At 72.6% G+C, this 25,521-nt stretch carries 23 protein-coding genes and 3 tRNA genes; 12 read left to right on the forward strand and 14 right to left on the reverse strand.

Going from position 1 to position 25,521, the window contains the following annotated elements:
* Positions 1–55 precede the first annotated feature (55 nt).
* Both ACXJMZ_RS14970 and ACXJMZ_RS14975 read right to left on the reverse strand, forming a co-directional pair.
* Positions 56–832 carry a TIGR03084 family metal-binding protein gene (locus ACXJMZ_RS14970; protein ID WP_457030516.1) on the reverse strand — a complete coding sequence of 259 codons (777 nt, stop codon included), beginning with the start codon at positions 830–832 and terminating at the stop codon, positions 56–58.
* Between the two features lie 55 nt (positions 833–887).
* A complete protein-coding gene (locus tag ACXJMZ_RS14975) occupies positions 888–2,420 on the reverse strand; it encodes an AMP-binding protein (protein ID WP_457030517.1) in 1,533 nt (510 codons plus the stop codon).
* Positions 2,421–2,539: 119 nt separating this feature from the next.
* Here ACXJMZ_RS14975 and ACXJMZ_RS14980 point away from each other — a divergent pair, with 119 nt between their 5' ends.
* The 3 genes from ACXJMZ_RS14980 to ACXJMZ_RS14990 all read left to right on the forward strand — a co-directional run bounded on the left by ACXJMZ_RS14980 (position 2,540) and on the right by ACXJMZ_RS14990 (position 5,606).
* Positions 2,540–3,937 (forward strand): FAD-binding oxidoreductase, encoded by a 1,398-nt coding sequence (locus tag ACXJMZ_RS14980; RefSeq protein WP_457030518.1) that lies wholly within the window; start codon positions 2,540–2,542, stop codon positions 3,935–3,937.
* A 13-nt stretch (positions 3,938–3,950) separates the two neighbouring features.
* Positions 3,951–5,111, forward strand: coding sequence for an ADP-ribosylglycohydrolase family protein (locus tag ACXJMZ_RS14985; RefSeq protein WP_457030519.1), 1,161 nt, complete (start codon positions 3,951–3,953; stop codon positions 5,109–5,111).
* A gap of 144 nt (positions 5,112–5,255) precedes the next feature.
* On the forward strand, positions 5,256–5,606 hold the full coding sequence (locus tag ACXJMZ_RS14990; RefSeq protein WP_457030520.1) for a hypothetical protein: 351 nt from the start codon (positions 5,256–5,258) through the stop codon (positions 5,604–5,606).
* Positions 5,607–5,677: 71 nt separating this feature from the next.
* Here ACXJMZ_RS14990 and ACXJMZ_RS14995 read toward each other — a convergent pair whose 3' ends face one another.
* Entirely contained in the window at positions 5,678–6,175 is a 498-nt protein-coding gene (locus tag ACXJMZ_RS14995) for a VOC family protein (RefSeq protein WP_457030521.1), read from the reverse strand.
* A 93-nt stretch (positions 6,176–6,268) separates the two neighbouring features.
* Here ACXJMZ_RS14995 and ACXJMZ_RS15000 point away from each other — a divergent pair, with 93 nt between their 5' ends.
* The 3 genes from ACXJMZ_RS15000 (at position 6,269) to ACXJMZ_RS15010 (ending at position 8,051) form a co-directional block, all read left to right on the forward strand.
* The gene (locus ACXJMZ_RS15000) at positions 6,269–6,733 is read left to right on the forward strand and encodes a MarR family winged helix-turn-helix transcriptional regulator (RefSeq protein WP_457030522.1); all 465 of its coding nucleotides are present in this window, start codon (positions 6,269–6,271) and stop codon (positions 6,731–6,733) included.
* Positions 6,734–6,791: 58 nt separating this feature from the next.
* Entirely contained in the window at positions 6,792–7,763 is a 972-nt protein-coding gene (locus ACXJMZ_RS15005; RefSeq protein ID WP_457030523.1) for a hypothetical protein, read from the forward strand.
* Positions 7,764–7,844: 81 nt separating this feature from the next.
* Entirely contained in the window at positions 7,845–8,051 is a 207-nt protein-coding gene (locus tag ACXJMZ_RS15010; RefSeq protein ID WP_457030524.1) for a hypothetical protein, read from the forward strand.
* 7 nt (positions 8,052–8,058) lie between these two features.
* Here ACXJMZ_RS15010 and ACXJMZ_RS15015 read toward each other — a convergent pair whose 3' ends face one another.
* Positions 8,059–9,147 (reverse strand): WD40/YVTN/BNR-like repeat-containing protein, encoded by a 1,089-nt coding sequence (locus ACXJMZ_RS15015; protein WP_457030525.1) that lies wholly within the window; start codon positions 9,145–9,147, stop codon positions 8,059–8,061.
* A gap of 152 nt (positions 9,148–9,299) precedes the next feature.
* Here ACXJMZ_RS15015 and ACXJMZ_RS15020 point away from each other — a divergent pair, with 152 nt between their 5' ends.
* Entirely contained in the window at positions 9,300–10,061 is a 762-nt protein-coding gene (locus ACXJMZ_RS15020; RefSeq protein WP_457030526.1) for a pirin family protein, read from the forward strand.
* A 6-nt stretch (positions 10,062–10,067) separates the two neighbouring features.
* Here ACXJMZ_RS15020 and ACXJMZ_RS15025 read toward each other — a convergent pair whose 3' ends face one another.
* The 7 genes from ACXJMZ_RS15025 to ACXJMZ_RS15055 form a co-directional block, all read right to left on the reverse strand.
* Entirely contained in the window at positions 10,068–10,655 is a 588-nt protein-coding gene (locus ACXJMZ_RS15025; protein WP_457030527.1) for a hypothetical protein, read from the reverse strand.
* Positions 10,656–10,735: 80 nt separating this feature from the next.
* Positions 10,736–10,819 (reverse strand) — tRNA-Tyr (locus tag ACXJMZ_RS15030).
* A 13-nt stretch (positions 10,820–10,832) separates the two neighbouring features.
* Positions 10,833–10,917 (reverse strand) — tRNA-Ser (locus ACXJMZ_RS15035).
* Between the two features lie 5 nt (positions 10,918–10,922).
* Positions 10,923–10,995, reverse strand: a tRNA-Gln gene (locus ACXJMZ_RS15040).
* 210 nt (positions 10,996–11,205) lie between these two features.
* Positions 11,206–11,652, reverse strand: a complete 447-nt coding sequence (locus ACXJMZ_RS15045; RefSeq protein ID WP_457030528.1) for a DUF5990 family protein — start codon at positions 11,650–11,652, stop codon at positions 11,206–11,208.
* A 105-nt stretch (positions 11,653–11,757) separates the two neighbouring features.
* Positions 11,758–13,494, reverse strand: a complete 1,737-nt coding sequence (locus ACXJMZ_RS15050) for a flavin monoamine oxidase family protein (protein WP_457030529.1) — start codon at positions 13,492–13,494, stop codon at positions 11,758–11,760.
* Between the two features lie 66 nt (positions 13,495–13,560).
* A complete protein-coding gene (locus tag ACXJMZ_RS15055; protein WP_457030530.1) occupies positions 13,561–14,979 on the reverse strand; it encodes a dihydrolipoyl dehydrogenase family protein in 1,419 nt (472 codons plus the stop codon).
* A 147-nt stretch (positions 14,980–15,126) separates the two neighbouring features.
* Between ACXJMZ_RS15055 and ACXJMZ_RS15060 the strand changes: the two genes are divergently transcribed.
* The 3 genes from ACXJMZ_RS15060 to ACXJMZ_RS15070 are packed head-to-tail and all read left to right on the forward strand — an operon-like array spanning position 15,127 to position 19,995.
* A complete protein-coding gene (locus ACXJMZ_RS15060) occupies positions 15,127–16,419 on the forward strand; it encodes a M48 family metallopeptidase (protein WP_457030531.1) in 1,293 nt (430 codons plus the stop codon).
* Positions 16,420–16,477: 58 nt separating this feature from the next.
* Entirely contained in the window at positions 16,478–18,259 is a 1,782-nt protein-coding gene (locus tag ACXJMZ_RS15065) for an ABC transporter transmembrane domain-containing protein (protein ID WP_457030532.1), read from the forward strand.
* Positions 18,256–19,995: an ABC transporter ATP-binding protein gene (locus ACXJMZ_RS15070; RefSeq protein WP_457030533.1), complete on the forward strand. Its 1,740-nt coding sequence runs from the start codon at positions 18,256–18,258 to the stop codon at positions 19,993–19,995. The genes ACXJMZ_RS15065 and ACXJMZ_RS15070 overlap by 4 nt, the downstream gene beginning before the upstream one ends.
* Positions 19,996–19,998: 3 nt before the next feature.
* Here the strand turns inward: ACXJMZ_RS15070 and ACXJMZ_RS15075 are convergent, their stop codons facing one another.
* The gene (locus ACXJMZ_RS15075; RefSeq protein WP_457030534.1) at positions 19,999–21,480 is read right to left on the reverse strand and encodes an APC family permease; all 1,482 of its coding nucleotides are present in this window, start codon (positions 21,478–21,480) and stop codon (positions 19,999–20,001) included.
* A 317-nt stretch (positions 21,481–21,797) separates the two neighbouring features.
* Positions 21,798–22,766: an Acg family FMN-binding oxidoreductase gene (locus ACXJMZ_RS15080; RefSeq protein ID WP_457030535.1), complete on the reverse strand. Its 969-nt coding sequence runs from the start codon at positions 22,764–22,766 to the stop codon at positions 21,798–21,800.
* Positions 22,767–23,018: 252 nt separating this feature from the next.
* On the opposite strand from ACXJMZ_RS15080, the gene ACXJMZ_RS15085 reads away from it, so the two are divergent.
* Both ACXJMZ_RS15085 and ACXJMZ_RS15090 read left to right on the forward strand, forming a co-directional pair.
* Positions 23,019–23,891: a universal stress protein gene (locus ACXJMZ_RS15085; RefSeq protein ID WP_457030536.1), complete on the forward strand. Its 873-nt coding sequence runs from the start codon at positions 23,019–23,021 to the stop codon at positions 23,889–23,891.
* A gap of 40 nt (positions 23,892–23,931) precedes the next feature.
* Positions 23,932–24,207, forward strand: coding sequence for a dsRBD fold-containing protein (locus ACXJMZ_RS15090; protein WP_457030537.1), 276 nt, complete (start codon positions 23,932–23,934; stop codon positions 24,205–24,207).
* 15 nt (positions 24,208–24,222) lie between these two features.
* Here the strand turns inward: ACXJMZ_RS15090 and ACXJMZ_RS15095 are convergent.
* Positions 24,223–25,521: acetate--CoA ligase family protein (locus tag ACXJMZ_RS15095; RefSeq protein WP_457030538.1), on the reverse strand; the 1,299-nt coding region annotated here is incomplete at its 5' end.

The following is a 25,521-nucleotide window of genomic DNA, read 5'->3' on the forward strand; positions in this document are numbered from 1 at the left end:
TATATCGCTCGCAAGAGTGAAATGATTGAGCGTCAATTAATCTGGGAAGGAAGGTTTATCGCCCTTTTCCGGGATTCCCGGCAAAAGCCTGGGCGATCGGCAGCCAGGCGTCGGCAACCGGCCCGGTGGCCACCAGGGTCAGGTCGCCCAGGCTCCGGCGCTGGGTGACCAGCAGGCAGAAGTCGAGCGCCGGGCCACGCACCGAGTCGGCCGCCTCCGGTGGTCCCCAGGTCCACAACTCACCCGAGGGCGAGGTCAGTTCCACCCGGATCGGGGTCTCGGGCACCGGCAGCCCGTGCAGCGCGAAGGCGAACCCCACGGTGCGGACACCGAGATGGGCCACGTGCCGGAGCCGGTCGGTCGGCGGCACGGTCGCGCCGAGCGCGTCGGCGACGTCCTGGCCGTGCGCCCAGGTCTCCATCAGCCGGGCGGTGGCCATCGAGGCGGCCTTCATCGGCGGGCCGAACCAGGGGAGCCGGCGATCGGTGGCGGCGGCCGCCACCAGCTCGGCGGCCAACTCCGCCCGCCCGGCCCGCCAGCGGGCCAGCAGCGCGGCCGGGTCCTCGCCCACTCCTTCGGCGGCCCCGGCGTCCACCGGCTCGGGGACGTTCGTGTAGTGGGTGAGCACCTCGGCCGTGAACCGCTCGCCGTCCCGACAGGACAGCAGCGACCACCGGTCCGTCCAGGCCAGGTGGGCGATCTGGTGGGCGACGGTCCAGCCCTCGGCCGGGGTCGGGGTGGCGAACCCGGCCGGGTCCAGCCCCGCGACCAGCGCGTCGAGTGCGGCGCTCTCGTCCCGGAGGTCGTTCAGCAGGACGGTGACATCGACCATGGCGGGGTGCTCCTTCGGCGAGGGGACATCAAGGGGGGCGTCAGTTGACGACTGCTCAGTTGACGGACTTGGCCCGGCCGGCCCAGTACGGTTCGCGCAGCCGGAACTTCTGCAGCTTCCCGGTGGTGGTCCGGGGGAGTGACGAGCGGAACTCGACCGAGGTCGGCGCCTTGTAGCCCGCCAGCCGCTCCTTGCAGTGCGCGATCAACTCGGCCTCGTCGCCTGCCGATCCGTCCCGCAGCACCACCAGGGCCTTGACCGTCTCGCCCCACCTGGCGTCCGGCACCCCGATCACCGCGACCTCGGCCACCGCCGGGTGGGAGTACAGGCAGTCCTCCACCTCGATCGAGGAGACGTTCTCACCGCCGCTGATGATGACGTCCTTCTTCCGGTCGGAGATGCTCAGGTAGCCGTCCTCCAGCACCCCGCCGTCGCCGGTGTGGAACCAGCCGTCGCGCAGCGCCGCCGCGCTCTCCTCGGGCTGGTCCCAGTAGCCCGCCAGCACGGTGTTGGACCGCACCAGCACCTCGCCCTGCCCGTCCACCCGCAGCTCGGTGCCGAGCGCGGGCGCGCCCTGCCGCACCAGCCGCTCGGCTCGCTCGGCGGGCGGCAGGTCGTCCCACTCGGCCCGGCCGCGGTTGACGGTGACGATCGGGGCGGTCTCGGTCAGGCCGTACAGCTGCATGAACTCCCAGCCGAGTTCGGCCTCGACGCGCTCCACCACCGAGGTCGGCGGCGGCGCCCCGGCCACGATCATCCGGACCCGGTCCCGCCCCGGGACCGGCCCGTCCCAGTCGGCGGCGGCGTCCAGCACCGCGGTCACCACGGCCGGTGCCCCGCACAGGAAGGTGACGCCGTGCCGGTCGATCCGGCGCAGGATCTCCGCGCCGTCCACCTTGCGCAGCACGATGTGCCGGGCGCCGAGGCCGGTGAGCGCGAACGGCAGGCCCCAGCCGTTGGCGTGGAACATCGGCAGGGTGTGCAGGTAGACGTCCCGGTCACTCGCGCCGAAGTGCAGGCCCATCAGCACCGCGTTCAACCAGAGGTTGCGATGGGTGAGCTGAACTCCCTTGGGGCGGGCGGTGGTTCCGCTGGTGTAGTTGATCGTCGCGGTGTCCGACTCTTCCACCGGGTACTCGACCGGGGCGTGGTCGAAGTCGTACAGCAGGGCGTCGCTCTCCGCGCCGAGTACGAAGCGGTGCCGCACCGGCACCCCGGCCAGTGCCCGGTCCAGCTCGGGATCGACCAACAGGGCGGTCGCACCGCTCTGTTCGACGATGTACGCCACCTCCTCGGCCTTCAGCCGGAAGTTGACCGGCACCAGCACCCGGCCGTGGCCGCTCACTCCGTACAGCGCGGTCATCAGCCGGGCCGAGTTGTGCGAGACGATCGCGACCCGCTCACCGGGGCCGATGCCCAGCCGGTCGAGCCCGGCTGCCTGGGCCCGGGCCAGCTCGGCCATCCGCCGGTAGCTCAGATCGCCCCAGGAACGGGCGGGTTGGTCCGGTTCGTCGACCAGGCCGATCCGGTCGCCGTAGACCGTCTCGGCCCGGCGAAGGAAGTCCAGCACGGTGAGTGGAGTCTGCATACGGTCACTCTGCCCGTCCGGCCCGGCCCGGGGACAGAGGGCGTGCCCGGACGGGTGACAAGGCGGTGGCCCGGGCCCGATGCCAGACTGGGGGAGGGGCCGTCGGTGAGGACACGGTGATGAGCGGCAACCACGGAGTGATCGACGAGACGCTCCTCGGCGGGCTGCGGAGCTCGTTCCGAGGACGACTGGTCCGGCCCGGTGAGCCGGACTACCAGGAGAGCCGGCGGATCTGGAACGGCTCGATCGACCGGCACCCAGCCCTGATCGCCTACTGCACCGGCGCCCCGGACGTGGCCGCCGCGGTCCGGTTCGCCCGGGAGAGCGGTCTGCCGGTCGCGGTGCGCAGCGGCGGGCACAGCTTCTCCGGGCAGTCGCTGTGCGACGACGGGATCGTCATCGACCTGTCGGCGTTGAGGCGGATCACGGTGGACGCCGAGGCCCGCACCGTCCGGGCCCAGGCCGGGGTGCTGCTCGGCGAGCTGGACCGGGAGACCCAGCGGGCCGGTCTTGCGGTGCCGGCCGGGATCGTCACGCACACCGGGCTGGCCGGGCTGACGCTGGGCGGCGGCATCGGCTGGCTGATGCGCAAGTACGGGCTGACGGTGGATCAGCTGCTCTCGGTCACCCTGGTCACGGCCGACGGCAGGACGGTACGGGCGGACGCGACGGAGAATCCGGAGCTGTTCTGGGGCGTGCGCGGGGGCGGCGGGAACTTCGGCGTGGTGACGGAGTTCGAGTACCGCCTCCAGCCGGTCGGCCCGATCGTGCTGGCCGGGCCGCTGATCTGGCCGGTGGCGGACTCGGCCAGGCTGCTGCGGTTCTACCGGGACTGGATCACCGAGGTGCCGGACGAGCTGACCACGGCGGTGGTGCACCGCAAGGCACCGCCGCTGCCCGAGATCCCGGCTGCGCTGCACGGCCAACGGGTGGCGATGGTGATCTGCTGCTGGGTGGGCGACCTCGACCGGGGCGAGCAGGTGCTACGGCCGCTGCGGCAGTTCGGCCCGCCGGTGGCGGACCTGTGCCGGCCCAAGCCGTTCACCGAGCACCAGGCGATGCTCGACCCGTCCTTCCCGCCCGGCCGCTGGTACTACTTCAAGTCCTGCGACGTGGCCGAACTGACCGACCAGGTCATCGACATCACCGCCGAGCACGCCGCACGGATCAGCTCCCCGCTCACCAGCTTCCCGATCTTCCAACTGGGCGGCGCGATCGCCCGGGTGGGGGAGGACGAGACGGCGGTCAGCGGCCGGCAGGCCGGTCACACCTTCAACATCAACGGCACCTGCGCGGACGCCGAGGGCTTCGAGCAGGAGCGGGCCTGGGCCCGGGGCCTGTGGACGGCGCTGGCGCCGCACCACTCCGGTGTCTACGTCAACTTCCTGATGGAGGAGGGCGAGCAGCGGGTCCGGGAGGCGTACGGGGAGCGGAAGTACCGGCGGCTGAAGGCGCTCAAGCGGGAGTGGGACCCGGATAACCTGTTCCGGCTCAACCAGAACATCCGGCCCGACTGAGGAGTCAACACAGGTGCAGCAGCAGTCCTGGGGAGAACTGACCGCATACCGTTCGAGGGTCCGGGGCTGCCTGCTCGGTGGCGCGATCGGCGACGCGCTGGGCAACCCGGTGGAGTTCCTGTCGCTGGATGCGATCCGGGCGAAGTACGGCGAGGCCGGGGTGACCGGTCTTGAGCCCGACTACGACGGTGTCGTCGGCCGGATCACCGACGACACCCAGATGACGCTGTTCACCGCCGAGGGACGGCTGGCGGGTTACGTCCGGTCCAGCGCGAAGGGCATCGGCGGCGCGGAGGCGGCGCTGGTGCACGACGCCTACCTGCGCTGGCTGGACACCCAGGACCACCCGGGCCCGCCACCCGCCGAGGGCCTGCGGCACCGCACCGGCCGACTGCGCGAGGAGCCCTGGCTGTACGCCCGCCGCGCGCCCGGCAACGCCTGCCTCTCCGGCCTGCGGGCGGCCCACACTCCGGACCCGTACGCGCCGCTGACGGGTAGTCACGGCCCGGTGAACCCGGGCTCGAAGGGCTGCGGCACCGTGATGCGCTCCGCGCCGTTCGGCTTCACCGGCCTGGGCGAGAAGCACTCCTTCGAACTCGCCGCCAACTGCGCCCAGATCACTCACGGCCACCCGACCGGCTACTACGCCGCCGGCGCCTTCGCGGCTCTGGTCAGCCTGCTGGTCGAGGGCGAGTCGCCGACCGGCGCGGTGCTGCGCACCCTGGACCTGCTCGGCCGCTACCCCGGCCACGAGGAGACGACCACCGCGCTGCGGGCCGCGTACGAGCTGGCGGCGGACGGGGAGGCGAGCGCGGCGAAGGTGGAGAGCCTGGGCGCGGGCTGGGTGGCGGAGGAGGCGCTGGCGATCGCGGTGTACGCGCTGCTGGCCCGGACCCGGCACCAGACCTTCTACGTCGGCAGCGGCGGGACGGTCTGCGAGCCGAAGCCGCCGCGCACCCCGATTGAGGCGGCCCTCCTGCTCTCGGTCAACCACTCCGGTGACAGCGACTCCACCGGAGCGATCTGCGGCAACCTGCTCGGCGCCCACCACGGCGACGTCCGGCTGCCGCAGCCCTGGCTGGCCCGGATCGAGGGCCGGGCGGTGATCGCGATGGCCGCGGACGACTTCGCCGCCGAGATCCACCCCGGTGAGCAACGGCCCTGGAACTACTGACCCCTCAGGCCGCTGTCCGGTTCGTGAACGGTGCTCCGGGCGGGGGGAAACTCTGGGCCGGACGGGTGGTGGGGCGGAACCTGTCTCATGGTCGGGTGGTGCGGTGCCGATCCTTCAGGCGTCTCGTACCAACTTGGAGGATTCATGCGTACGACCCTTGCCAAGATCACCGCTGCCGCCGCGATCTGTGGCTGCGCGCTGCTCATCGGCGCCGGCACGGCCTCGGCCCACTCCTGCCACCGCCACTCGCACGGCTCGCTGGCGGTCGGTGGCAACGCCGTCACGCACGGCGGCGGCGACGCCCTGGCGGTCGGCGGTGACGTCGATGCGACGGGTGCGGCCGGTGCGGTCGGCGGCGACGCGACCGGTGTCGACTTCGCGGGTGCGGTCGGCGGCGACGCCCTGGCAGAAGGCCCGGCGGCGGCCGTGGGCGGCGACGCCGAGTCGCTCTGCGACGACGCGTTCGCGGTGGGCGGCGACGCGGTCGGCTACTGAGCGGTCCGCTGCTGAGTGATCGTCAGCAGGGCCGGCCGTTCCGACGGCCGGCCCTGCTTGCTGCCCAGGTGTCAGGTGGCCGAGCCGGCTGCGGCGCCGGTCTTCAGCTCGGTGCCCCAGCGGTCGATCTCGGCCTGCAGGTCGAGCCGCCGCATGTTCGCCTTGTCGAGCGAGGCCCACTCCTCGCGGGGCACCCGCCACATCACCTCGAACTCGATGCCGTCCGGGTCGTGGGCGTACAGCGACTTCGAGACGCCGTGGTCGGTGGCGCCGACCAGCGCGTCCCGCCGGGTGAGCTTCTGCGCGATCTCGGCCAGCTCGCCGAGCGTGCCGACCTCCCACGCGAGGTGGTAGAGGCCGACGCTGCCGCGCGGCGGCGCCGGTGCGTCGGCGCCGACCGAGAACAGGCCGAGGTCGTGGTCGTTCAGCGTCTCGGCGGCGCTCAGGAAGGCGGCGCGGCCGGGGATCTCGACGTCGACCTTGAAGCCGAAGGTGTCGGTGTAGAAGGCCACGGAGCGGGCCACGTCACGGACGTACAGCACGGCGTGGTTGAGGCGGCGGACGGACATGGCTACTCCCGTGATCTCACTAGTTCAAATTTGAACCCCTGTCGACCACGGTACACCTTGGTTCGAATTTGAACAACTGGGTACGATAGGACCATGGACGAGCCCCGGTGGTTGGACGATCGCGAGATGGCGGCATGGCGGGGCTTCGTGGTCGCCAGCAATCTGATCGAGCGCCGCCTCGAACAGCAGCTGAAGGAGAGTGCAGGGCTCTCCCACACCCAGTACGAGATCCTGGTGCAGCTCTCCGCCGCGCCGGACGGCTCGCTCCGGATGACCGACCTGGCCGACCGGCTGGTCACCTCCAAGAGCGGCCTCACCTACCAGGTCACCCAGCTGGAGAAGTCCGGCCTGGTCGGCCGCCGCTCCTGTCCCAGTGACGTCCGCGGCGTCTTCGCCGAGATCACCGAGCAGGGCTGGCGGGTGCTGCGGGAGGCCGCCCCCGGCCACGTGGCCACCGTCCGCGAGGTCCTGATCGACGTGCTCACTCCCGAGCAGTTGACGGTGCTCGCCGAGAGCCTCGGCACGGTCGGCCAACGGCTGCGGGCCGCCGAGAAGTAGTCGGTGCCCCGGGGGAGTTGCGGTAGCCTGCCGACCGCTGATCATCCGGGGGAGAGCCGTGCTGACCTGGTCCGTCCGAGTACTCGCCGTGCTCGCGTACGCGGCCGTGGCCGGGGTCGCCCTGTGGACCGCCGGGGTGCCGGACGGTGTCGTGTACCCGGTGTCCGGCCTGGTGACGGTGGCCTGGGTGGCGGTCGGGCTGGTCTGGCTGCGGGTGCTCGCGCTCTGGGTGTGGTGGTCGGACGACCGGCACTCGTGGATGCCGACGCCGCGTCGGAAGGTCGGACCGGTCAAGGACTCGGTGCCCCGCCGGAGGTTCGGCCTCCGGCGGCTGACCGGGCCCGCCTTCGATCGGACGCCGTGGGTGTACCTGCGGCAGGCCGCGGTCTGGCTGCTGCTCCCGCTGGTCTTCACCGCGCTGGTCAGCCTCGGCTCGGGCCAGAGTTCCGAGCTCGGCCGGTCGCTGCTCCGGGCCGGGGCCGCGCACACCACCGCCATCGTGGTCGAGGTGGCCGACGTCGACCCGCGCCGCTCCGACGGCGCCGTGGTGGGGTACTACGCCAAGCTGGACCTGGCCCTGCCGAACGGCGGCACGGTGCGGGTCGGCGGCACCTACACCCACAGGGAGCCGAAGCCGGGCGACCGGGTCGAGCTGCTCTGGGCGCCCGGCGCACCGGAGTTGGGCGGTCTGGTGAACGAGGATCAGGATCTGACCCGCTACCTCGACCGGGACTGGGGCCTCGACACCCGGGAGCTGTGGATCGCGCTCGCCGGCCTGCTGATCGTGCTGCTGACCCTGGTCCCGGTCGGGATCGGGGCCACCGAGATGAACGACGGTCTGCACGAGCTCGCCTGGTCCCCGGGCGCCCAGACCGTGCACGCGGCCGGGGTCACCGGCATCCTGCTGGCCGTGCTGCCGTGCCTGACGGGGACGGCCTCAGGCCTGGGGGAGTTGGCGGCGCTCTGGGCGGCCTGTTTCGGCCTGCTGGTCCTGTACCTGGGGCTGGGCATCCGGGCCGTTCTGATCTGACTCCCCGTCGACTCGGACGGCAGTGCGATACTCCCCGGATTCGATGGAGCGCGGGGGCAAGGGTGTTGAGCTGGGGGGACCGTGGCCGGTGAGAGGCTCACCTGGGTGGTGCGGGGCAGTGCTGCGCTCGCGTACGTGCTGGTGGTGGCGGCCTGCCTGTCGGTGTTCGGCATGTTTGGCGGAACGGAACGGCCGCTGACCGGGCCCGTGGTCACGGTGCTCAGTTGGTCCGGCGGGTTCGTGCTGTTCTGCACTTACATCGGGCTGGCGGTCCGGGCCCAGGACTGACGAGGGGTCAGGGCAGGGTGACGGCGCGGACGCAGAGCACGTCCGGCAGGTGGGAGCTGATCAGGCGCCAGCTGTCGCCCGCGTCGGCGGAGCCGTACACCTCGCCGTTGCGGTTGCCGAAGTAGACCCCAGCCGGTTCGCCGTCGTCGGTGCAGAGGGCGTCGCGGAGCACCACGCCGTAGTGGTCCTCGGTCGGCAGGCCGGTGCTCAGCGGCTGCCAGCTGGCACCGGCGTCGGTGGTGCGGAAGATCCGGCAGCGGCGGTCGACCGGGAGCCGGGCGTAGTCCGCGTCGAGCGGGAACAGGTACGCCGTACCGGACTGCCGGGGGTGGGTGGCCAGGCCGAAGCCGAAGGTGGCGGGGAGGTCGGCGCCGATGTCGGTCCAGCGTTCGCCGCCGTCGTCGGTGCGGTAGACGCCGCCGTGGTTCTGCAGGTAGAGCCGGTCGGGGTCGGCCGGGTCGGCGGCGATCTTGTGCACGCACTGGCCGAACTCCGGGTACTCGTCCGGCAGGAAGGAGACCCGGATGCCGGTGTTGGCCGGCCGCCAGTTCTTGCCACCGTCCTCGGTGCGGTAGACGCCGCCGGTGGAGACCGCGACGGTGAGCACGGCCGGGTCGCGCGGGTCGGCCACGATGCTGTGCAGGCCCTGGCCGCCGAATCCGGCCGCCCACTCGGCCCGTTGCGGGTGCGACCAGAGCGCCTCGTCCAGGGCGAAGCTCTCACCGCCGTCGGTGGAGCGGAACAGAGCGGCGGGCTGGGTGCCCGCGTACACCACGCCGGGAGCCTCGGGGCCGGCCGGCTGGAGCTGCCAGACCCGCTCCAGCGAGGTGTCGGTGTGCTCGGGGAAGCGGACCGCCGGGCTGCTCGGCTCCTGCCAGGAGGCGCCGAGGTCGTCGGACCACCAGACGGACGGGCCCCAGTGGCTGCTGTCGGCGCCCACCAGGATGCGGGGGCGGTCGCCGCGCCGGTCGACGGCGACCGAGTAGATCGCGTTCATGGCGAAGTGCGGTCCGGTGAACTCCCAGGTCGTACGGTCCGGGCTGCGGCCCAGGAACAGGCCCTTCTGCGTGCCGACGGCCAACAGCGTCTCGGTCATGGCGCACCACCTGTGAGTGTCGGGCAGGATCCGTCCGTCAGTCTGCTCCGGGCGGCACGGCAGTGCACGGCAGCACGCCGGGCACGGACGGGAATGCGGACGGCACCCTTGGTGGTTTAGGATTCAACAAGACCGAGGGAAGGGTTGCACCGATGGCCACCACGATCGACATCCGCCGAGCGGGCGAGCGGTTCCACACCAGGGCGGGGTGGCTGGAGTCGCACCACTCCTTCTCGTTCTCCCGGCACTGGGACCCGGGCAACACCCACTTCGGTCTGCTGCTGGTGTCCAACGACGACGTGATCGCGCCCGGCACCGGCTTCGACACCCACCCGCACCGGGACATGGAGATCATCACCTGGGTGCTCGACGGCGGTCTGGTCCACCAGGACTCCGAGGGCAACAACGGCGTCATCTACCCCGGCCTGGCCCAGCGGATGAGCGCCGGCGCGGGCATCCTGCACAGCGAGAAGAACGACTCCTGGACGCTCACCGGCGAACCCGAGCACCGCGACCCGGTCCGCCTGATCCAGATGTGGGTGATCCCCGACGCGGCCGGGATCGCCCCCGGTTACGAGCAGCTCGACATCAACGACCAGCTCGGCCAAGGGGGTTGGACCACGCTCGCGTCCGGCATGGCCAAGCACGCCAACCAGCGCGCGATCGGTATCCGGCAGCAGCACGCCGCCCTGCACGTGGCCCGGCTCCGCCCGTCCGAGACGCTCGACACCGTCACCGCCCCGTTCGCCCACCTGTTCGTGGCCCGCGGTGAACTCGCCCTGGAAGGAAGCGGGTTGTTCCACGAGGGCGACGCCGCCCGGATCGGCGCAGCCGAAGGCCAGCGGATCACGGCGGGGCCGGAGGGTGCCGAGGTGCTGCTCTGGGAGATGAACGCGGCCATCGACCTCGCCTGACGGGCGCTACCCGGCCGCCGGTCCGACCTCCGGCGGCTGGGCCGCCCTGCGCCTGGCGGCCCCCGCCGAGGCCGAGACGAGGACGAGGAAGCTGCTGAGTGTGTAGAACAGCGCCGGCGCGGCACTGAAGAGACGGAACTGGCTCCTCAGTGCCGCGTCGTACTCGGACTCGGTGAGTTCGACCGTCCTGCTCTGCTGCGGCTGGGCGGTCTTGTCCCAGTACGTGTAGTGGTAGCCCGTCGCGTCTTCCTGTACGTCCCGGGCCGTTCCGGAAGCGGTGGTAAAACCCAGCACGGCAGCCCCGAGGGCGAGCGCGTAGACGAGTCTCACGGCGGGCGGCAGCAGCAGGATGTACCTGCCGAGTACACCGGCCCCGACTCGGCCCCTCCGCCGGGCGGCGCCTCCGCTGGTGACGACCCGGATCAACGCGGTGATGAAGACCGGGAAAACCAGCACGAACAGGACGCTGACCAGCCACTTCGGTGCGGTGGACCCGCTGGGCGGCCAGGTCGAGGCCATGCAGAGCAGGGCCGCGCCGCCGAGCACCGCCGCCAGCACGAAGTGCACCCGGAGGTCGCCGCGCAGCTCGCCCATGTCGATTCCCCTCCACCGATCGTGTGACCGGGGCACGATAGCCTGCCGGTGGCGTCGGGACGTCAGTGCGACCTTGCCGATGGTGGGCGAGGGCGGATTCGAACCGCCACAGCCGAAGCGGGGGCTTTACAGGCCCTTGGGCTCAACCAGTGCCCAGCTCGCCCTTGGTGGGAAACGCGGAGAGTGCGCGGATCGAACGCGCGCGGGCTCGCACCCGACTACGACTTAGCAAGCCGCTGCCTTACCACTCGGCCAACTCTCCCTGCGCTGCCGGACGAGGATTCGAACCTCGACGCTCCTGATTCAGAGTCAGGCGTGCTGCCAGTTGCACCATCCGGCATGGGGCGGCGTACAGAAAAGCCGCCCTGGGGGTAACTCCCCTGGGCGGCTCGGCCGTTCGGCCGGGAGCTACGCCGCAGGGAGTCCACGACTGGAGGAGCGCTGATACGACTGCGTGCTGGTCATGGTGCGTTCCTCTCTGCGGTGTCCGCTGCTGATGGGTTCACTCTCCATCAGCACCGCCGGGAACGGCAAACGGTTTAACGACCCGTCACGGCGCTCCGGCCGACCAGGTGATCCGGGGCGGCCGGACCGCCGCGCACAGCGGCTGGCCGCAGGCGTCGGTGAGGCCGAGGCGGGCCAGCAGGACGCCGGAGCGGGTGGCGGCGGTGAGGGTGGCCGGGTCGACGCCGTCCAGCATCAGCTTGGCGCGGCGGAACATGGTGAACGCCCCGTCGGTGTCGACGCTGCCCCAGGAGAGGTAGATGAACCGAGCGCCCGGGCCGCCCTGGATCTGCGGGCCGGTCAGGCCGGCCCCCGAGAGCCTGCACTCCAGCGTCCAGCCGGCCGAGGCGGCGTCGCCGGGCTGCGGGTCGAGCAGCCCGGTCGGCTGCCGCCGCTGCTGCACGGCGACGTGGATGCCGGTGTAGCCGGGAAAACCGGGGCCGGCGGGGCAGTTGAGCCCCGGAAGGTCGAAGGCCTCGATCCGGATCTGCACGGCGCTCCCGTCCCGGCTGCTCTGCTGGTGCGCCCCATTATGCGGCGCCCGGCCACCGTCCGGGACCGGGTCGGTACCGGACGGCGGGGCCGCTCTGCGGGAGGGTCAGCGCTCCCCGGTGGTCAGCGCCCGGGAGTCGGGGACCCGCTGGACCGGGGCCCGGACGGCGCGCTTGCCGTTGACGATCCACTCGTAGGCCCACTCGGCGGACATCAGGGCGCCCTCCTGCCAGCCGGGGAGGGCGGAGACCTGGTCGCCGATCACGAAGAAGTTGTCCTGGCCCTGGGGGTAGATCAGCGTCGAGTAGAGCTTCTTGTGCTCCGGCCGCTCCGGGATCCAGTCGGCCCAGGCGCCGAGCTGGTAGGGCACCTTGTGCCAGGCGACCGACATACCGAGCGCGTCGGGCACGATCGCGTTGCTGGCCAGTTCGTCGTGCAGCTTGGTGCCGCCCTCGCGGGCGACGCCGAGCCGCTCCTCGTGCGAGCGGTCACCCAGCGTCTCGGCCTTCGCGTACGAGTTGTAGGCGCCGGTCAGGGTGCCCTTGTCGGTGGGGGAGAAGTAGTCGTTGGAGGGGTACCAGATCTGGGTGATCTCGTGGTTGATCCAGCTGATGCCACCGAAGATCTGGTACCGCTCGGACTCCCAGAAGCGCCGGTTCGCCTGCCAGCCGACCTTGCAGGCGGCGGCGAACGGGGTGTTCTCGACGGCCGAGCGGAAGTCGTCGGTGAAGCCGTGCAGGGCGACCTGCTTGCGCAGCACCGGGATCGGGATGTTGCTCAGGCAGTAGTCGAACCGTTCGACCCGGTCGGCACCGTCCTCCGTCCAGCCGACCTGCACGCCGGTGCCGTCCAACTGGATGCCGTGGACCGGCGCGTTGTACCTGACCGTGCCGGCGGGCAGGGCGGCGGCCGCGTTGCGCCAGGTGCTGTCCATACCGCCGACCGGCTGGAACGACGTGGTGTGCCAGTGCAGTTCGACGTCCTGGTAGAAGCTCTGCTGCCAGAACCCGCTGGCCAGCAGGTCGCTGAGGAGCAGCGGGTCGACCGGCTCCTCCATCTGCATCACGGTCGGGTTCTTCGCGAGGCCGGACCGGGTGGAGCCGAGGTACTCGTGTCCCTTCCCGGTGAGCGCGCCGAACTCGACCAGCAGGCTGGTGAGTTGCTCGCGCTGGGCCGGGCTCAGTGCGTCGATGCCGGGGGTCGCCTCCGGGACGGCCTGGGCCAGCAACTGCGCGAGGTAGCCCCGGGTGTCGTTGGCGATCCGGCGGTTGGGCCTGGGTGCGCCCCGCCAGGCCTGGTCGGTCTGGAAGAGGTTGGCCGTGGTGGTGTGGATGTACGGCTCGAGCGGGACCCTGAGCCTGCGACAGAAATCGATCATCCGCTGGTGGAAGTACGGGATGCGGCCTGCACCGAGGTTGAGGTAGAGGCCCTGGTCGAACCGGCAGGTCTGGGTACGGACCGAGCCGTCCGCCCAGACCTCGCTGATCGTGTCGCCCGGCCGGGCGGCGAGCGTGCGCCCGCCGACCCGGCCCTGCGCCTCCAGCACGGTCACCCGGTAGCCGGCCTCGGTGAACTTGAGCGCGGCCGCCMGGCCGGCGGGGCCGGCCCCGAGGACCGCCACCGTCCGGCCGTTGCCCACCCTCGGGGCCGGGTTCGCCAGCCCGTCGGTGGCGGGAGCGGCGGTGGCCGGGACCGCTCCGGTCATCACCTGCAGCAGGGTGGCCGAGGTGGCGGCGGCCCCGGCCATGCTCAGGAAGGAACGGCGGGAAGTGGCTTCGTCCGGTTGGTGCATCGTGTGCTCCTCCAGGAAAGTCAACTCGGCGTCGAGATCTGACAGTTCCATGGAGTAGCACGCGAACCATCGGGCAGTCCTGCGCATGCGTACTTTTTCCCACCAACGAGCGACCGGTCAGCCGCGGAGGCTCTCCAGCAGCCGGAGCCAGACCTCGCTGATGGTCGGATAAGCGGGAACGGCGTGCCACAGTCGGGCGATCGGGACCTCACCCACCACGGCGACGGTGGCGGAGTGCAGCAGTTCGGCGACAGCGGGGCCGACGAAGGTCGCGCCGACGATCACGTCCCGGTCCAGGTCGACCACCAGGCGGGCCGTCCCCCGGTAGTTGTCGCCGTACAGGGAGGCGCCCGCCACGTTGCCGATCTCCTGGTCGACGGCGCGGACCCGCAGCCCGGCCCGCTCGGCCTCGGCGAGACTCAGTCCGACGGACGCCGCCTCCGGTTCGGTGAAGACCACCTGGGGCGCTCCGGCGGTGTCGGCGGAGGCGGCGTGCGGGCCCCAGCGCGAGGTGTCGACGGCTGTGCCGGCCGCCCGGGCGCCGATCGCGGCACCGGCGATCCGGGCCTGGTACTTGCCCTGATGGGTCAGCAGCGCCCGGTGGTTGACGTCCCCGGCGGCGTACAGCCAGTCGCCCTCGACGGCCCGCACCAGACAGGACTCGTCGACGTCCAGCCAGGACCCGGGTTCGAGACCGAGGGTCTCGAGACCGATGTCGTCGGTACGCGGCACCCGGCCGGTCGCGTACAGCACCTCGTCGGCGACCACCGTGCTGCCGTCCCCGAGGGTGAGCTTCACCTCGCCGCCGTGCCGGGCCAGTTCGGTCACCGAGGTGTTGAGCCGGACGTCCACCCCGGCCTCGGTCAGCCCCGCCGCGACCAGCTCACCGGCGAACGGCTCCATCCGGTCCAACAGCCCGCCGCCCCGTACCAGCAGGGTGACCTGGGAGCCCAACCCCTGCCAGGCGGTGGCCATTTCGACCGCGACCACGCCGCCGCCGACCACCGCCAGCCGTCCCGGCACCTTGGCGGCGCTGGTGGCGTCCCGGCTGGTCCACGGGCGGGCCTCGGTCAGCCCCGGCACGTTGGGCAGCGCGGCCCGGGTCCCGGTGCAGACCGCCACCGCATGACGGGCCGTCAGCAGCCGTTCGCCGTCAACCAGGACGGACCGCTCACCGGCCAGCCGGCCGTGGCCGCGGACCAGGTCGATGCCGGTGGAGCGGAGCCACTCGACCTGGCTGTCGTCGTGCCAGTGCCAGGTGAACTCGTCCCGGCGGGCCAGTACGGCGGCGGCGTCCAACTTCCCGGTGACGGCCTCCCGGGTGCCGGGCAGCGCCCGGGCGTGCGCCAGCGCCAGCCAAGGGCGGAGCAGCGCCTTGCTCGGCATGCAGGCCCAGTACGAGCACTCGCCGCCGATCAGCTGACTCTCCACCAGAACGGTGCTCAGCCCGGCGGCCTTGGCCCGGTCGGCAAGGTTCTCGCCGGTCGGACCGCCGCCGAGGACCACCACGTCGTACTGCTCGGGCTTGGGGCTCATCGCTTTCACACTTTCGCTCGATCGGCCGATACCGGGCCCATCCTGGGCCCGGCGCGGCACGGCCCGCCAGTGCCGGACCCGGCGTGTCGCGGACGGTGCGCGCCCCCCCGGAGGGTGTCCGCTCGAGCTCTGGCATGATTCCGGCCCATGTCCACCCCTGTCGACGCGCCCGGTGCGCGCCACCATGCGAGCCCGGCTGCCTGCCCGGACTGCGCCGCCGTACTGGAAGCCGACGAACGGTTCCCGGTCTGGTGCCCGGTCTGCGAATGGAACCTCCAACCGGCCGAACCCGCCCGGGAGTCGGATCCGAAGAAGCGTCGCCGGGCCGAGCGTGAGAAGCGGCGGACGGAGGCCAGGAAGCGCAGGACCCAGGCCAGGGTCGAGGGACTGTTCGACGCGTTGCTGAACGGCGACCGGGCGGCGGCCGGACGGGACCGGCTGCTCGCGGCGACCCTGGCCGGGCTGGTGCACCTGGTCTCGCTGACCGTGCTGGGCGGTTCGACGGCGCTGCTGCTGTTGGGGACCTGGCCACTGCGCGTGGTCGGGGTCTGCTGCCTGGGGTTCGGCTTCCTGCTCCGGCCCCGGTTCGACCGGATCCGTCCCGACGAGAGCTTCCTGACCCGGGCCGAAGCACCCGCGCTGTACGCCCTGGCGGACCGGGTGGCGGCGGCGGTGGGGACCCGGCCGGTCCACTACATCCGGACCGACGAGAGGTTCAACGCCGCGTTCGGCCGGAGCGGGTTGCGCCGCCGGAGTGTGCTGGTGATCGGGCTGCCGCTCTGGACCGCGCTCACCCCGCCGCAGCAGGTCGCCCTGTTGGGGCACGAGTTCGGGCACGACGTGAACGGTGACAACCGGCGCCGGGCCTGGCTGTACTGGGCGTGGACCGCGCTGGTGGAGTGGCACCTGATCCTCCAGCCGGTCAACTTCATCGCCCAACTGCTGCTGGCGGGACCGAAATGGCTGACCGGTCGGCTGCTGGAACTGATGGACCGGCTGACCACGCGGTCCGGCCAGGCCGCAGAGTACCGGTCCGACGAGCTGGCGGCCCGGGTCACGACGATCGAGACGACCCGGCAGATGCTCGAGACGCTGCTGCTCGGCCCGAGCGCCGAGACGGTGCTGCTTCGCTACCGCAGCCTGCCGAGGCAGCGGAGCGGCCCGAACGCCGGTCGCCCCGAGGCGGACCTGTGGGCCCAGCTCGGCGCACTGGCTGGCAGCCTGACCCCGCTGGAGCAGGAACGGCGGCTTCGGCTGTCGGTCCGGAAAGCCGGCGCGGTGGACACCAGCCACCCGCCGACCCACCTGCGGATCAAGCTGGTCGGCCGTCGCCCGGTCGACTCGCACCCGGTGTCCTTCGGCCCGGCCGAGCAGACCGCGGTGGAGGCCGAGCTGGCACCCGCCCGGGACCGGTTGGTCCGCGAGCTGCTGATGGGCTGACCTGCTGCGGCCGAAAAATCGGAGGCTCGGCGGCGGGCGCCCCGGCTAAGGTACGGCCGTGACCGAACCAAATCAGGATCCGGGAGAACCGGACGTGCGCAGCGCCGGGCGGTACCTCTGGTGGCTGGTGGCCAGTCAGCCGGGACGGACGGTGGCCGGGACGGTGTTCGGCACACTCTGGATGTTGGGGTTGATCCTCCCGTCCTACCTGCTGTCCCGGGCGGTCGACGACGGGCTGAAGGCCGACCGCCCCGGTGCGCTGGTCGGCTGGTCGCTGGCCCTGGTGGTGGCCGGAGGACTGAACGCGCTGGTCGGTGTCGCCCGGCACCGCACCATGACCAAGGTCCGGATGGACGCCACCTTCCGCACCGTCCGGGTGGTGGTCCGGCAGGCCGTCCGGCTCGGCTCGGCGCTGTCCCGGCAGGCGGCCGCCGGTGAACTGGTGACCATCGGCGTCTCCGACGTCCAGCGGATGAGCGCGGCCCTGACCTTCACCGGCCCGGGGGTCGGTGCGGTGATCGCGTACCTGACGGTCGCTTACCTGCTGCTGGAGATCTCCCCGCTGCTGGCGGCGCTGGTGCTGCTCGGTGTCCCGGCGCTCGCGCTGCTGATCGGGCCGCTGCTGGGCCGGCTCCAGGAGACCGAGGCCCGCTACCGCGAGCGGCAGGGCAGGCTGGCCGGCCGGTTCGAGGACCTGGTCGGCGGTCTTCGGGTGCTGCACGGGCTCGGCGGCAAGGAGATGTACGCCGCCCGGTACCGGCAGGACTCGCAGCTGCTGCAGGCGGACGGCTACCGGGTCGGCGCGGTGACCAGCTGGATCCAGTCGATCGGGGCCGGGCTGCCGATCCTGTTCGTGGCCGTGGTCACCTGGGCCGCCGCCCGGCTGGCGGCCCAGGGCACCATCACCATCGGCGAGTTGGTCGCGGTGTTCGGGTACACGGCGGCGCTGAACATCCCGGTCTGGTTCCTGATGGAGGGCGGCCAGGACCTCAGCCGGGGGCTGGTGGCGGCCCGCCGTACGGTGCGGTTCCTCACCCTGACGCCCCGTCGGAGCAGCGCCGGAGCGGACGCCCCGGACGGCCCCGCGCCACTCCTCGACCCCCGTTCCGGGGTCGAGGTGCTGCCCGGCCGGCTCACCGTGCTGGCCTGCGCCCGTCCCGCCGACGCCGTCGCGGTGGTGGACCGGCTGACCCGGTTCGCCGACACCGACTCATCGGCGGACAGCCCCAGTTGGGGAACCGTCCGGCTGGACCAGGTCGAGCTGCCGACGGTGCGCGAGCGGATCCTGATCGCGGACAACGAGGCGGCGCTGTTCGCCGGCCCGCTCCGGGAGCTGCTCGGCGGCCGACAGGACCGGGAGGACAAGGCGCTGCTGGAGGCACTCGAAGCGGCCGCCGCCCTGGACGTGCTGCGCGGGCTGCCCGCCGGGCTCGAGTCGCCGGTCGAGGCCGAGGGCCGCAACCTGTCCGGCGGGCAGCGGCAGCGGCTGCGGCTGGCCCGGGCGCTGCTGGCCGACCCGGAGATCCTGCTCGCCGTCGAGCCGACCTCGGCCGTCGACTCGCACACCGAGGCGGTGATGGCCGCCGGGCTCCGGACCTTCCGGGCGGGCCGGACCACCCTGGTCACCAGCACCTCGCCGCTGCTGCTGGACCGGGCCGACACCGTCGTACACCTGGTCGACGGCCGGGTGGCGGCCACCGGTCCGCACCGCGAACTGCTCCGTGACCACCCCGGCTACCGGGCGCTGGTCACCCGGGAGGAAACACCCACCGAAGCGTCCACCGGGCTGTCCGCCACCGACCTGCCCGCGCCGCGTTCTGCCGAGGAGTCCGTCCGATGAGCACCGCCACCGACCACCAACTCCCGGTCGCCGGCGTACGCGAGGTGCGCCGGGCCGCCCGTGGCCTGCTCCGGCAGGACCGCCGGTCGCTGGGCGGGGTGCTGACGCTCAATGTGCTGGCCGCCGCCACCGGGCTGGCCGGCCCCGCGCTGCTCGGCCGGATCGTCGACCAGGTGGGCAACGGCGGCGGCGTGGCCGCGGTGGACCGGCTCGCGGCGGCCGTGGTGCTCTGCGCGCTGCTGCAACTGCTGTTCACCCGTCAGGCCCGCTATCTCGGGCACCGGATCGGCGAGCGGACCTCCGCCCGGGTCCGGGAACAGTTCGTCGACCGGGCCCTGGACCTGCCGCCGACCGTGGTCGAACAGGCGGGCACCGGCGATCTGACGGCCCGTGGCACCACCGATGTGGCGGCCGTCGGCACCACCCTGCGGGACTCCGTACCGAAGATCTTCATCGCCGGTCTCGAGGTCGCGTTCATTTTCGGCGCGGTCTTCGTGATCAACCCGCTGCTCGGCGCCTGCGGTCTGCTCGGGCTGTCGGGCATCTGGTTCGGCACCCGCTGGTACCTGCGCCGCGCCCGGGCCGCCTACCTGGCGGAGGGCTCGGCCAACTCGGTCGTCGCCGAGGTGCTGGTCGCCACCGCAGCCGGGGCCCGGACGGTGGACGCGCTCGGCCTCCAGCAGCGTCGGATCGCCGCCGCCGAACTGGCGATCGGCACCGCCCGCCGGGCCCGGTTCCGGACGCTGTTCCTGCGCAGTGTGTACTTCCCGGTGATCGACGCCTCCTATCTGGTCCCGGTGGCGATCGTCCTGCTGGTCGGCGGACCGCTGCACGCGCACGGCGTGCTCAGCCTGGGCAGCGTGGTGGCCACCGCGATGTACCTGCGCCGGCTGGCCGACCCGGTGGACGTCGTGCTGATGCAGATCGAGCAACTCCAGAGCAGCGGCGCCTCGTTCGCCCGGGTGGAGGGGATCGCCGGGGCGTCCAGGACCCCGAGCGCCGCCGCGGGCACGCCGGTCGACGACCGGATCGAGGTCACCGGCGTCCGGTACGCCTACGACGGCGGCCCGGACGTGCTGCACGGGGTGGAACTGACGGTCCGTCCGGGGGAGCGGATCGCCGTGGTCGGCCCGTCCGGCTCGGGCAAGACCACCCTGAGCCGGCTGCTGGCCGGCATGGACCGGCCGCGCACCGGCAGCGTGACGGTCGGCGGGGTGCCGGTCGCCGACCTCGACCCGGAGGCGCTGCGCCGCCAGGTCGTCCTGGTCACCCAGGAGCACCACGTCTTCCTCGGCACCCTGCGGGACAACCTGCAGATCGCCGCCCCCGAGGCCGGGGACGGCGAACTGCTGGCCGCGCTGGACGCGGTGGGCTGGGCGCACCCGCTGCCGGACGGCCTGGACACCGAGCTCGGCCCGGCCGGTCACCGGCTCGGCGGCGCCCAGGCCCAGCAACTCGCGCTGGCCCGGGTGGTGTTGGCCGACCCGCACACGCTGATCCTGGACGAGGCCACCGCGCTGCTGGACCCGACCGCGGCCCGGGCCACCGAACGCGCGCTGGCCGCCGTACTGGAGGGCCGGACGGTGATCGCGGTGGCCCACCGGCTGCACACCGCGCACGACGCCGACCGGGTGGCCGTGATGGAGGACGGCCGGCTCAGCGAGGTCGGCAGCCACCACGAACTGGTCGCCGCCGACGGTCCGTACGCGGCGCTGTGGCGGTCCTGGCAGCAGTGACCGTCAGGCCGTTGCGAGTGCGGGCTCGGGCTGAGCGGTCATCAGACGCTGCGGGCGGCGCAGCAGCAGGTAGCCGAAGCCGGTCAGGGTGACCAGTCCGACGCCGAGCAGGGCGGCCCAGACCTGGTACCAGGGGGCACCCGGCGGCACCAGGACGGCGCGCGGCCAGCAGATGTTGACCACCTCGAAGCCGGTCCACAGCACGGCGAGCAGGTTGACCGGGGTGCCCCAGCGGCCGAGCGAGACCGCACCGGCCGGGCGCCAGGTGCCGCGCAGCCTGGCGGTCAGCGCGGCCACACTGAGCAGGAAGAACGGCAGGAAGGTGGCCGCGCTGCCGAAGGTGATCAGGCTGCCGATCGCGGTGGACTCCAGGCCGAGCGGCAGCGCGGCGGCACTGACCAGGGTGGCGGCGACCAGTCCGCCGATCGGGGCCTGACGGCGGTTCACCTTGCGGACCTGGCGGGAGAACGGGAAGACGCCGTCCCGGGCGAGCGAGTACAGACCCCGGGCGGCGCCGCCCTGGGAGGCCATCAGGCAGGCGGTGAAGCTGACCACGACCACCAGCACGAAGGGCTTGGCCGACCAGTCGCCGAAGCCGGTCACCACGGCGGTGGTCACCGGGTCGAGGTCCGCACCGGAGATCACGGCCGCCGGGTCGGGGTGGGCGAGCACCACCGAGACGGCGTTCAGGATCACCACCACGCCGACGCTGAGCAGCGCCCAGCGCATCGCGCGGGGCACCTGGCGGGCGGCGTCCTTGGTCTCCTCGGCGGTGGAGACGCAGGCGTCGAACCCGATGAAGGCCCAGCCGCCGACCGCGATCACGGCGAGCAGCGAGCCGAGCCCGCCGGTGCCGGTGACGGTGGAGGCGTCCAGGCTGTCGGTGAGCAGCGCGAAGCCGTGCTGCCGGAAGAACAGCAGCAGGGCCAGGCCGACCAGCACCGAGGCGATCAGTTCGGCGGCGATCCCGGCCGAGACGAACCAGCGCAGCAGGTTGATGCCGTACGCGTTGACCAGCGTGCAGCAGAGCATGAAGGCGGCGGCCACCAGGACCAGACCGACCGGTGTCGGGGTGGCCCCGACCAGCGCGAAGAGCCAGGGCGCGGCCAGGTAGGCGACCGTGGTGTTGGCGAACATCACCGCGAACTGCCAGAGCCAGCCGCTCATCCAGGCGAAGCCGGGCCCGACCAGCCGCCGCGCCCACTGGTACGCGCCGCCGGCCAGCGGCCACTGCGAGGCCAGCTCGGAGTAGACCGCGACCACCAGCAGCTGGCCGAGCAGGCAGACCGGCAGCGCCCAGATCCAGGCGCCGCCCTGGATGCTCATGCCGACCTGGGCCACCGCGTAGAGGCCGACCACGGGGGAGACCACGGCGAAGCCCATCGAGATGTTGCCGAGCACGCCGAGACTGCGGCGCAGCTCCTGGCGGTAGCCGAGGGCGGCCAGCGCCTCGGCGTCGGAGGAGGGGACGGTTCTCTCGGTCATCTGGGTGCCACCTTGCCGTCATAAAACTAACTTTGTTAGTCGGGGACGGTAGCCGCTGACCGGAGAGTAGGGAAGGGGACGACTGAGACGGATATTTTTTTAGTTGTCACCCAGATCATTGGCCAAGGGGCCTGAGGCCGCCCCGCGCCCCTGGCGCAGGCTGTCCAGGCGATGGCGGTAGCAGCATTCTGGGCTCCCAGGCCGGTCGGACTCGCTGGGCCGTCCGTCGTCGTCCACGACCGGGACGGCGGTGATGTCGAACTCGCGCGACAGGGCCATCTCGCCGACGGTGCGGTGCCTCGACGCGGGTCCTTCTGTCAGGCCGTCAGATCGAGGGTCTCCGCCACCGGCCGGCGGGGGGAGGGCGTCCCGGGCTGTCCGTAGCCGACCCGGATCACCAGCTGCACATGGCCCGGGCCCTCGGACGGGTCGCGCAGCAGTCCGCGGGTGTCGGGCCACTCGACCGCCTGGTGCAGGACGTTGGCCCGCACGCCCCGGACCGTCGCCAGCAGCCAGACCCGCTCCAGCGCCTGCCCTGCGCGCAGCCAGTCCACCGGCAGGTCCCCACGGGTGGTGAGGGTGCACACCTGCGGCAGCGCCTCGAAGCGCTCGGACGGCATCGCCTGGGGGTACCCGGTGAAGCTCCGCATGGGCACCCGGGCCTCATGGTCCAGCGGGCCCAACGCCGCAGCCGGGATGCCGTCGGAGGCGGGCTCCTCCAGGCGCAGCCAGCTACGGGTCTCCGCATGGCGGGCCACATCGGCGGCGATCCGCTCCTCCGCCTCGGCGGTGAGTGCCAGCACCCGGCGTACCCCCGCCTCCTCCAGCGGGGCCAGCGTCACGTCCTCGGCGGCGGCGGCCGCCATCAGCTCCCCGACCACGGCCTCCGGCACGTCGCGGTTGGTGAACGGCCGGCGGCTGGAGTGGCGATGGCTGATCGCCGCGTAGAGCTCGGCTTCGGGCGCGTCCGCCGGTCGCGAGAAGTCGAGTACCGCCGCCAGCTCCGGCGTGGACGGATCCGGCAGCAGTCGTACCGACGCGGCCCTGCCCAGGTGGCCGGCGGCGAGGCGCAGGTTGAACAGCGCGGCGCCCACCGAGATGTACCGGGCCCGGCCGTCCGGGTCCGTGACGGGCACGGCGCGCGAAGCATCGACGTACACCTCCAGACCGCGCGCGTCGGTGGTCGGACGGAAGCGCCAGGGCTGGCTGTTGTGAAGCGAGGGCGCAGCTCCGCCCGCTGCGGCCAGCAGTCGGAACTCGGGAAGGGTCAGCGACGGATCGGTCATGGCGGGCATCTCCTCACCCCCGTTTTTACGGCGTCGCGCTCGTGCGATCTGATCTCACGGTGCACCTCGCGCGGACGGTGGCCGAGAGGCCCAGGGCCCGGTTCGAAGGGCCGTCCGGCCCTGGCCCGGCGAGCTTCCTGAGGCCCGCTCCGGGGGGCCGCTCGGCCCTTCCCCCCGCTGTGGCCCACTTCATACGCTACGAGCAGGACACAGGAACCACCGCTTCACCCGACGCACCCCGGTGGAGGAGCCATGACATTCGCCAGCACACGCCGACCGATCGTGCTCGGCGTCGACGCCCTCGCCCCCGGGTTGCTCGTGATGGCCTGGGCGGCCGACGAGGCCGAACGACGGGATCTGCCGCTCCGGCTGGTCCACGCCGTCCCGCCGATGCTCCGCGACATCGGCGGGGTCGACGAAGCCCGCCGCCACGAGGCCCTCCGGAAGGAAGGCAGTCTGCTGCTCGACAAGGGCGCAGGATTCGCCCGCCGACGGCATCCGGACCTGGCGGTGTCCACCGGCGTCCTGGACGGGTATCCGGGCCAGGCGCTGTGCCGGGAGTCCGAGCGCGCCGAGCTGGTCGTGCTCGGCTCGCGGCGGCTGTCCCGCACGGAGGAGGCGCTCAGCGGCTCCTCCGTGACGGTCCCGGTCAGCGCCCAGGCCCACTGTCCGGTGGCGGTGGTGTGCGACCCCGAGCACGTCACCCAGGACCCGCAGTACCTGGTGGTCGGCGTGGACGGCAGCCCGTCGTCCCGGGCCGCCATCGACTTCGCGTTCGAGACCGCCGCACTGCGGGGCGCTGCCCTGCGAGCCCTGTGGGTGTGGCGGTCCCCGCTCGTCGCCCTCCAGGACGAGCACTTCGGGCTCCAGGAGCGCCGCCGCCTGCTGGGCGAGGCCACGGCCGGCCACGCCGCCGCATACCCCGATGTGCGGCTGACCCACGAGGTCGTGCGCGGCCACCCGGTCGAGGAACTGGCCAAGGCGTCCGAGCACGCCCTCGCCGTCGTGGTCGGTCGTCGTGGCCGTGGCGGGTTCACCGGTATGCGGCTGGGATCCGTCCCGCACGGCCTCCTCCACCACGCCCGCTGCCCGGTCATCACCGTGCCCCGGCCGGACGATCACTGAGCGGCCGCAGCCGACCTGAAACGAAGGGACAGGTACCGACATGACCACGCACACCGGCCCGGCCCGCACCAAGCGGTGGGCCCTTCGCCTCGACCTCTTCGAGGAGGGTGACCTCACCAAGGTGCACGCCGTCCTCGATACCGGAGACAACACCCTGGAGAGTCGCACCACAGCCCAGCGCAGTCCGCACGACGTGCCTGTGCCGGAGATCGGCGACGAGTTCGCCGCCGGGCGTGCCCTGATCGATCTCGGCCACCAGCTCCTGCGCGCGGGGACGACCGATGCGGCCGCGAACGACACACCCCTGCACAACTGACGGCCGGTGAGGTCATCAGGTCCGAGGGCGCCGTAGTTGCCGTAGGTAGGGGTCGAACGCGGTGGCCGGGTGGAGCCGGATCCGGGCGTCCACGCAGACCAGGCCGTCGGGCGAGGCGATCAGCGGGTTGAGGTCGGCCTCGGCGAGCTCGGGGAGGTCGGTGGCCAGCCGGGAGAGTCCGGCGAGCACCCGGCCGACCGCTGCCAGGTCGACCCCTGGGAAGCCGGGGCGGCCCAGCAGCAGTGGTGCGGAGCGCAGTTCGGCGACCATCGTGGTGAGGTCGGCCTCGGTCAGCGGGGCGAGCCGGGCCACCCGGTCGTCGAGCACCTCGGTGGCGGTGCCGCCCAGGCCCAGGACCACCAGCGGGCCGAACACCCGGTCCTGCACGATGCCGGTGAGGAGTTCGAGGCCGGGGGCGGCCATCGGCTGCACCACCACCCCGGCCAGCCGGTCACCGAAGTGCCCGGCGAACTCGCGGTAGGCGGTGCGCACTTGGCCGTCATCGGCCAGGTTGGTGCGGACGGCGCCGCTCGCGCTCTTGTGGACCTGGCCGGGCCAGTACGCCTTGAGTGCGACCTTCCCCTCGTGCCCCGCGCCGCGCAGCGACCGGGCGGCTTCGACGGTGCCGGCTTCGTCGGTGGCCAGGACCGAGGGGGTGAGCGGCAGGCCGTAACAGTTCAGGAGCCGGGCGGTGCGCACCGGGTCGAGCCAGCCGCCGTCCGGCTCGGCCGACAGGAAGCCGTCCACCAGCTCCCGGGCCGCATCCGGGTCGCAGTCGACGGCCCGCGCCTCGACACCGGGCGGCTCGGCCAGCCACCGGGCCCGGTCGCGGGCCTGGGCGAGAGCCCGGGCGGCGGCCATCGGGTCGGCGTAGGAAGGGAGTTGACCCCCGTCCGCGCAGCGACGGTAGCGGATCGGCATCTCCTGGCTGAGCATGACGGCTGCCACCGGGACACGCCGCCGGGCAGGGCCGTCCAGCAGAGCCGGCAGGAGGTCCTGATCCGCCCCGGGCGTGAGGGCGGTGGGTACCAGGCACACCAGCAAGGCGTCCACCGCCTGGCTGCGCGTCAACACCTCGATGCACGCGCGCAGTTCGGCAGGGCTTATGGCGGCGGTGGTGTCCACCGGATTGGCGGTGCCCGCGGCGGGTGACAGCAGGGCGGCCAGTTCGGCGGTGACGTCCGCGGGCAGTGCGGGCACGCTGAGCCCCGCCTCGACGCAGGCGTCGGCGGCGAGGATGCCGATGCCGCCCGCGTTGGAGACCACGGCGACCGCACCTCGGGTGCCCGGCAGGGGCTGGGCGTGCAACAGGGC

It is taken from the genome of Kitasatospora sp. P5_F3 (assembly GCF_054049135.1).

What these genes read in the sequence shown, in the direction of transcription:
- ACXJMZ_RS15025 (WP_457030527.1), bottom strand. Translation starts at nt 10,655, where the DNA reads ATGGGCGAGCTGCGCGGCGACCTCCGGGTGCACTTCGTGCTGGCGGCG.
- ACXJMZ_RS15090 (WP_457030537.1), top strand. Translation starts at nt 23,932, where the DNA reads ATGACCACGCACACCGGCCCGGCCCGCACCAAGCGGTGGGCCCTTCGC.
- ACXJMZ_RS15080 (WP_457030535.1), bottom strand. Translation starts at nt 22,766, where the DNA reads ATGACCGATCCGTCGCTGACCCTTCCCGAGTTCCGACTGCTGGCCGCA.
- ACXJMZ_RS14995 (WP_457030521.1), bottom strand. Translation starts at nt 6,175, where the DNA reads ATGTCCGTCCGCCGCCTCAACCACGCCGTGCTGTACGTCCGTGACGTG.
- ACXJMZ_RS14980 (WP_457030518.1), top strand. Translation starts at nt 2,540, where the DNA reads ATGAGCGGCAACCACGGAGTGATCGACGAGACGCTCCTCGGCGGGCTG.
- ACXJMZ_RS14990 (WP_457030520.1), top strand. Translation starts at nt 5,256, where the DNA reads ATGCGTACGACCCTTGCCAAGATCACCGCTGCCGCCGCGATCTGTGGC.
- ACXJMZ_RS15060 (WP_457030531.1), top strand. Translation starts at nt 15,127, where the DNA reads ATGTCCACCCCTGTCGACGCGCCCGGTGCGCGCCACCATGCGAGCCCG.
- ACXJMZ_RS14975 (WP_457030517.1), bottom strand. Translation starts at nt 2,420, where the DNA reads ATGCAGACTCCACTCACCGTGCTGGACTTCCTTCGCCGGGCCGAGACG.
- ACXJMZ_RS15070 (WP_457030533.1), top strand. Translation starts at nt 18,256, where the DNA reads ATGAGCACCGCCACCGACCACCAACTCCCGGTCGCCGGCGTACGCGAG.
- ACXJMZ_RS15015 (WP_457030525.1), bottom strand. Translation starts at nt 9,147, where the DNA reads ATGACCGAGACGCTGTTGGCCGTCGGCACGCAGAAGGGCCTGTTCCTG.
- ACXJMZ_RS14970 (WP_457030516.1), bottom strand. Translation starts at nt 832, where the DNA reads ATGGTCGATGTCACCGTCCTGCTGAACGACCTCCGGGACGAGAGCGCC.
- ACXJMZ_RS15020 (WP_457030526.1), top strand. Translation starts at nt 9,300, where the DNA reads ATGGCCACCACGATCGACATCCGCCGAGCGGGCGAGCGGTTCCACACC.
- ACXJMZ_RS15075 (WP_457030534.1), bottom strand. Translation starts at nt 21,480, where the DNA reads ATGACCGAGAGAACCGTCCCCTCCTCCGACGCCGAGGCGCTGGCCGCC.
- ACXJMZ_RS15055 (WP_457030530.1), bottom strand. Translation starts at nt 14,979, where the DNA reads ATGAGCCCCAAGCCCGAGCAGTACGACGTGGTGGTCCTCGGCGGCGGT.
- ACXJMZ_RS15085 (WP_457030536.1), top strand. Translation starts at nt 23,019, where the DNA reads ATGACATTCGCCAGCACACGCCGACCGATCGTGCTCGGCGTCGACGCC.
- ACXJMZ_RS15000 (WP_457030522.1), top strand. Translation starts at nt 6,269, where the DNA reads ATGGACGAGCCCCGGTGGTTGGACGATCGCGAGATGGCGGCATGGCGG.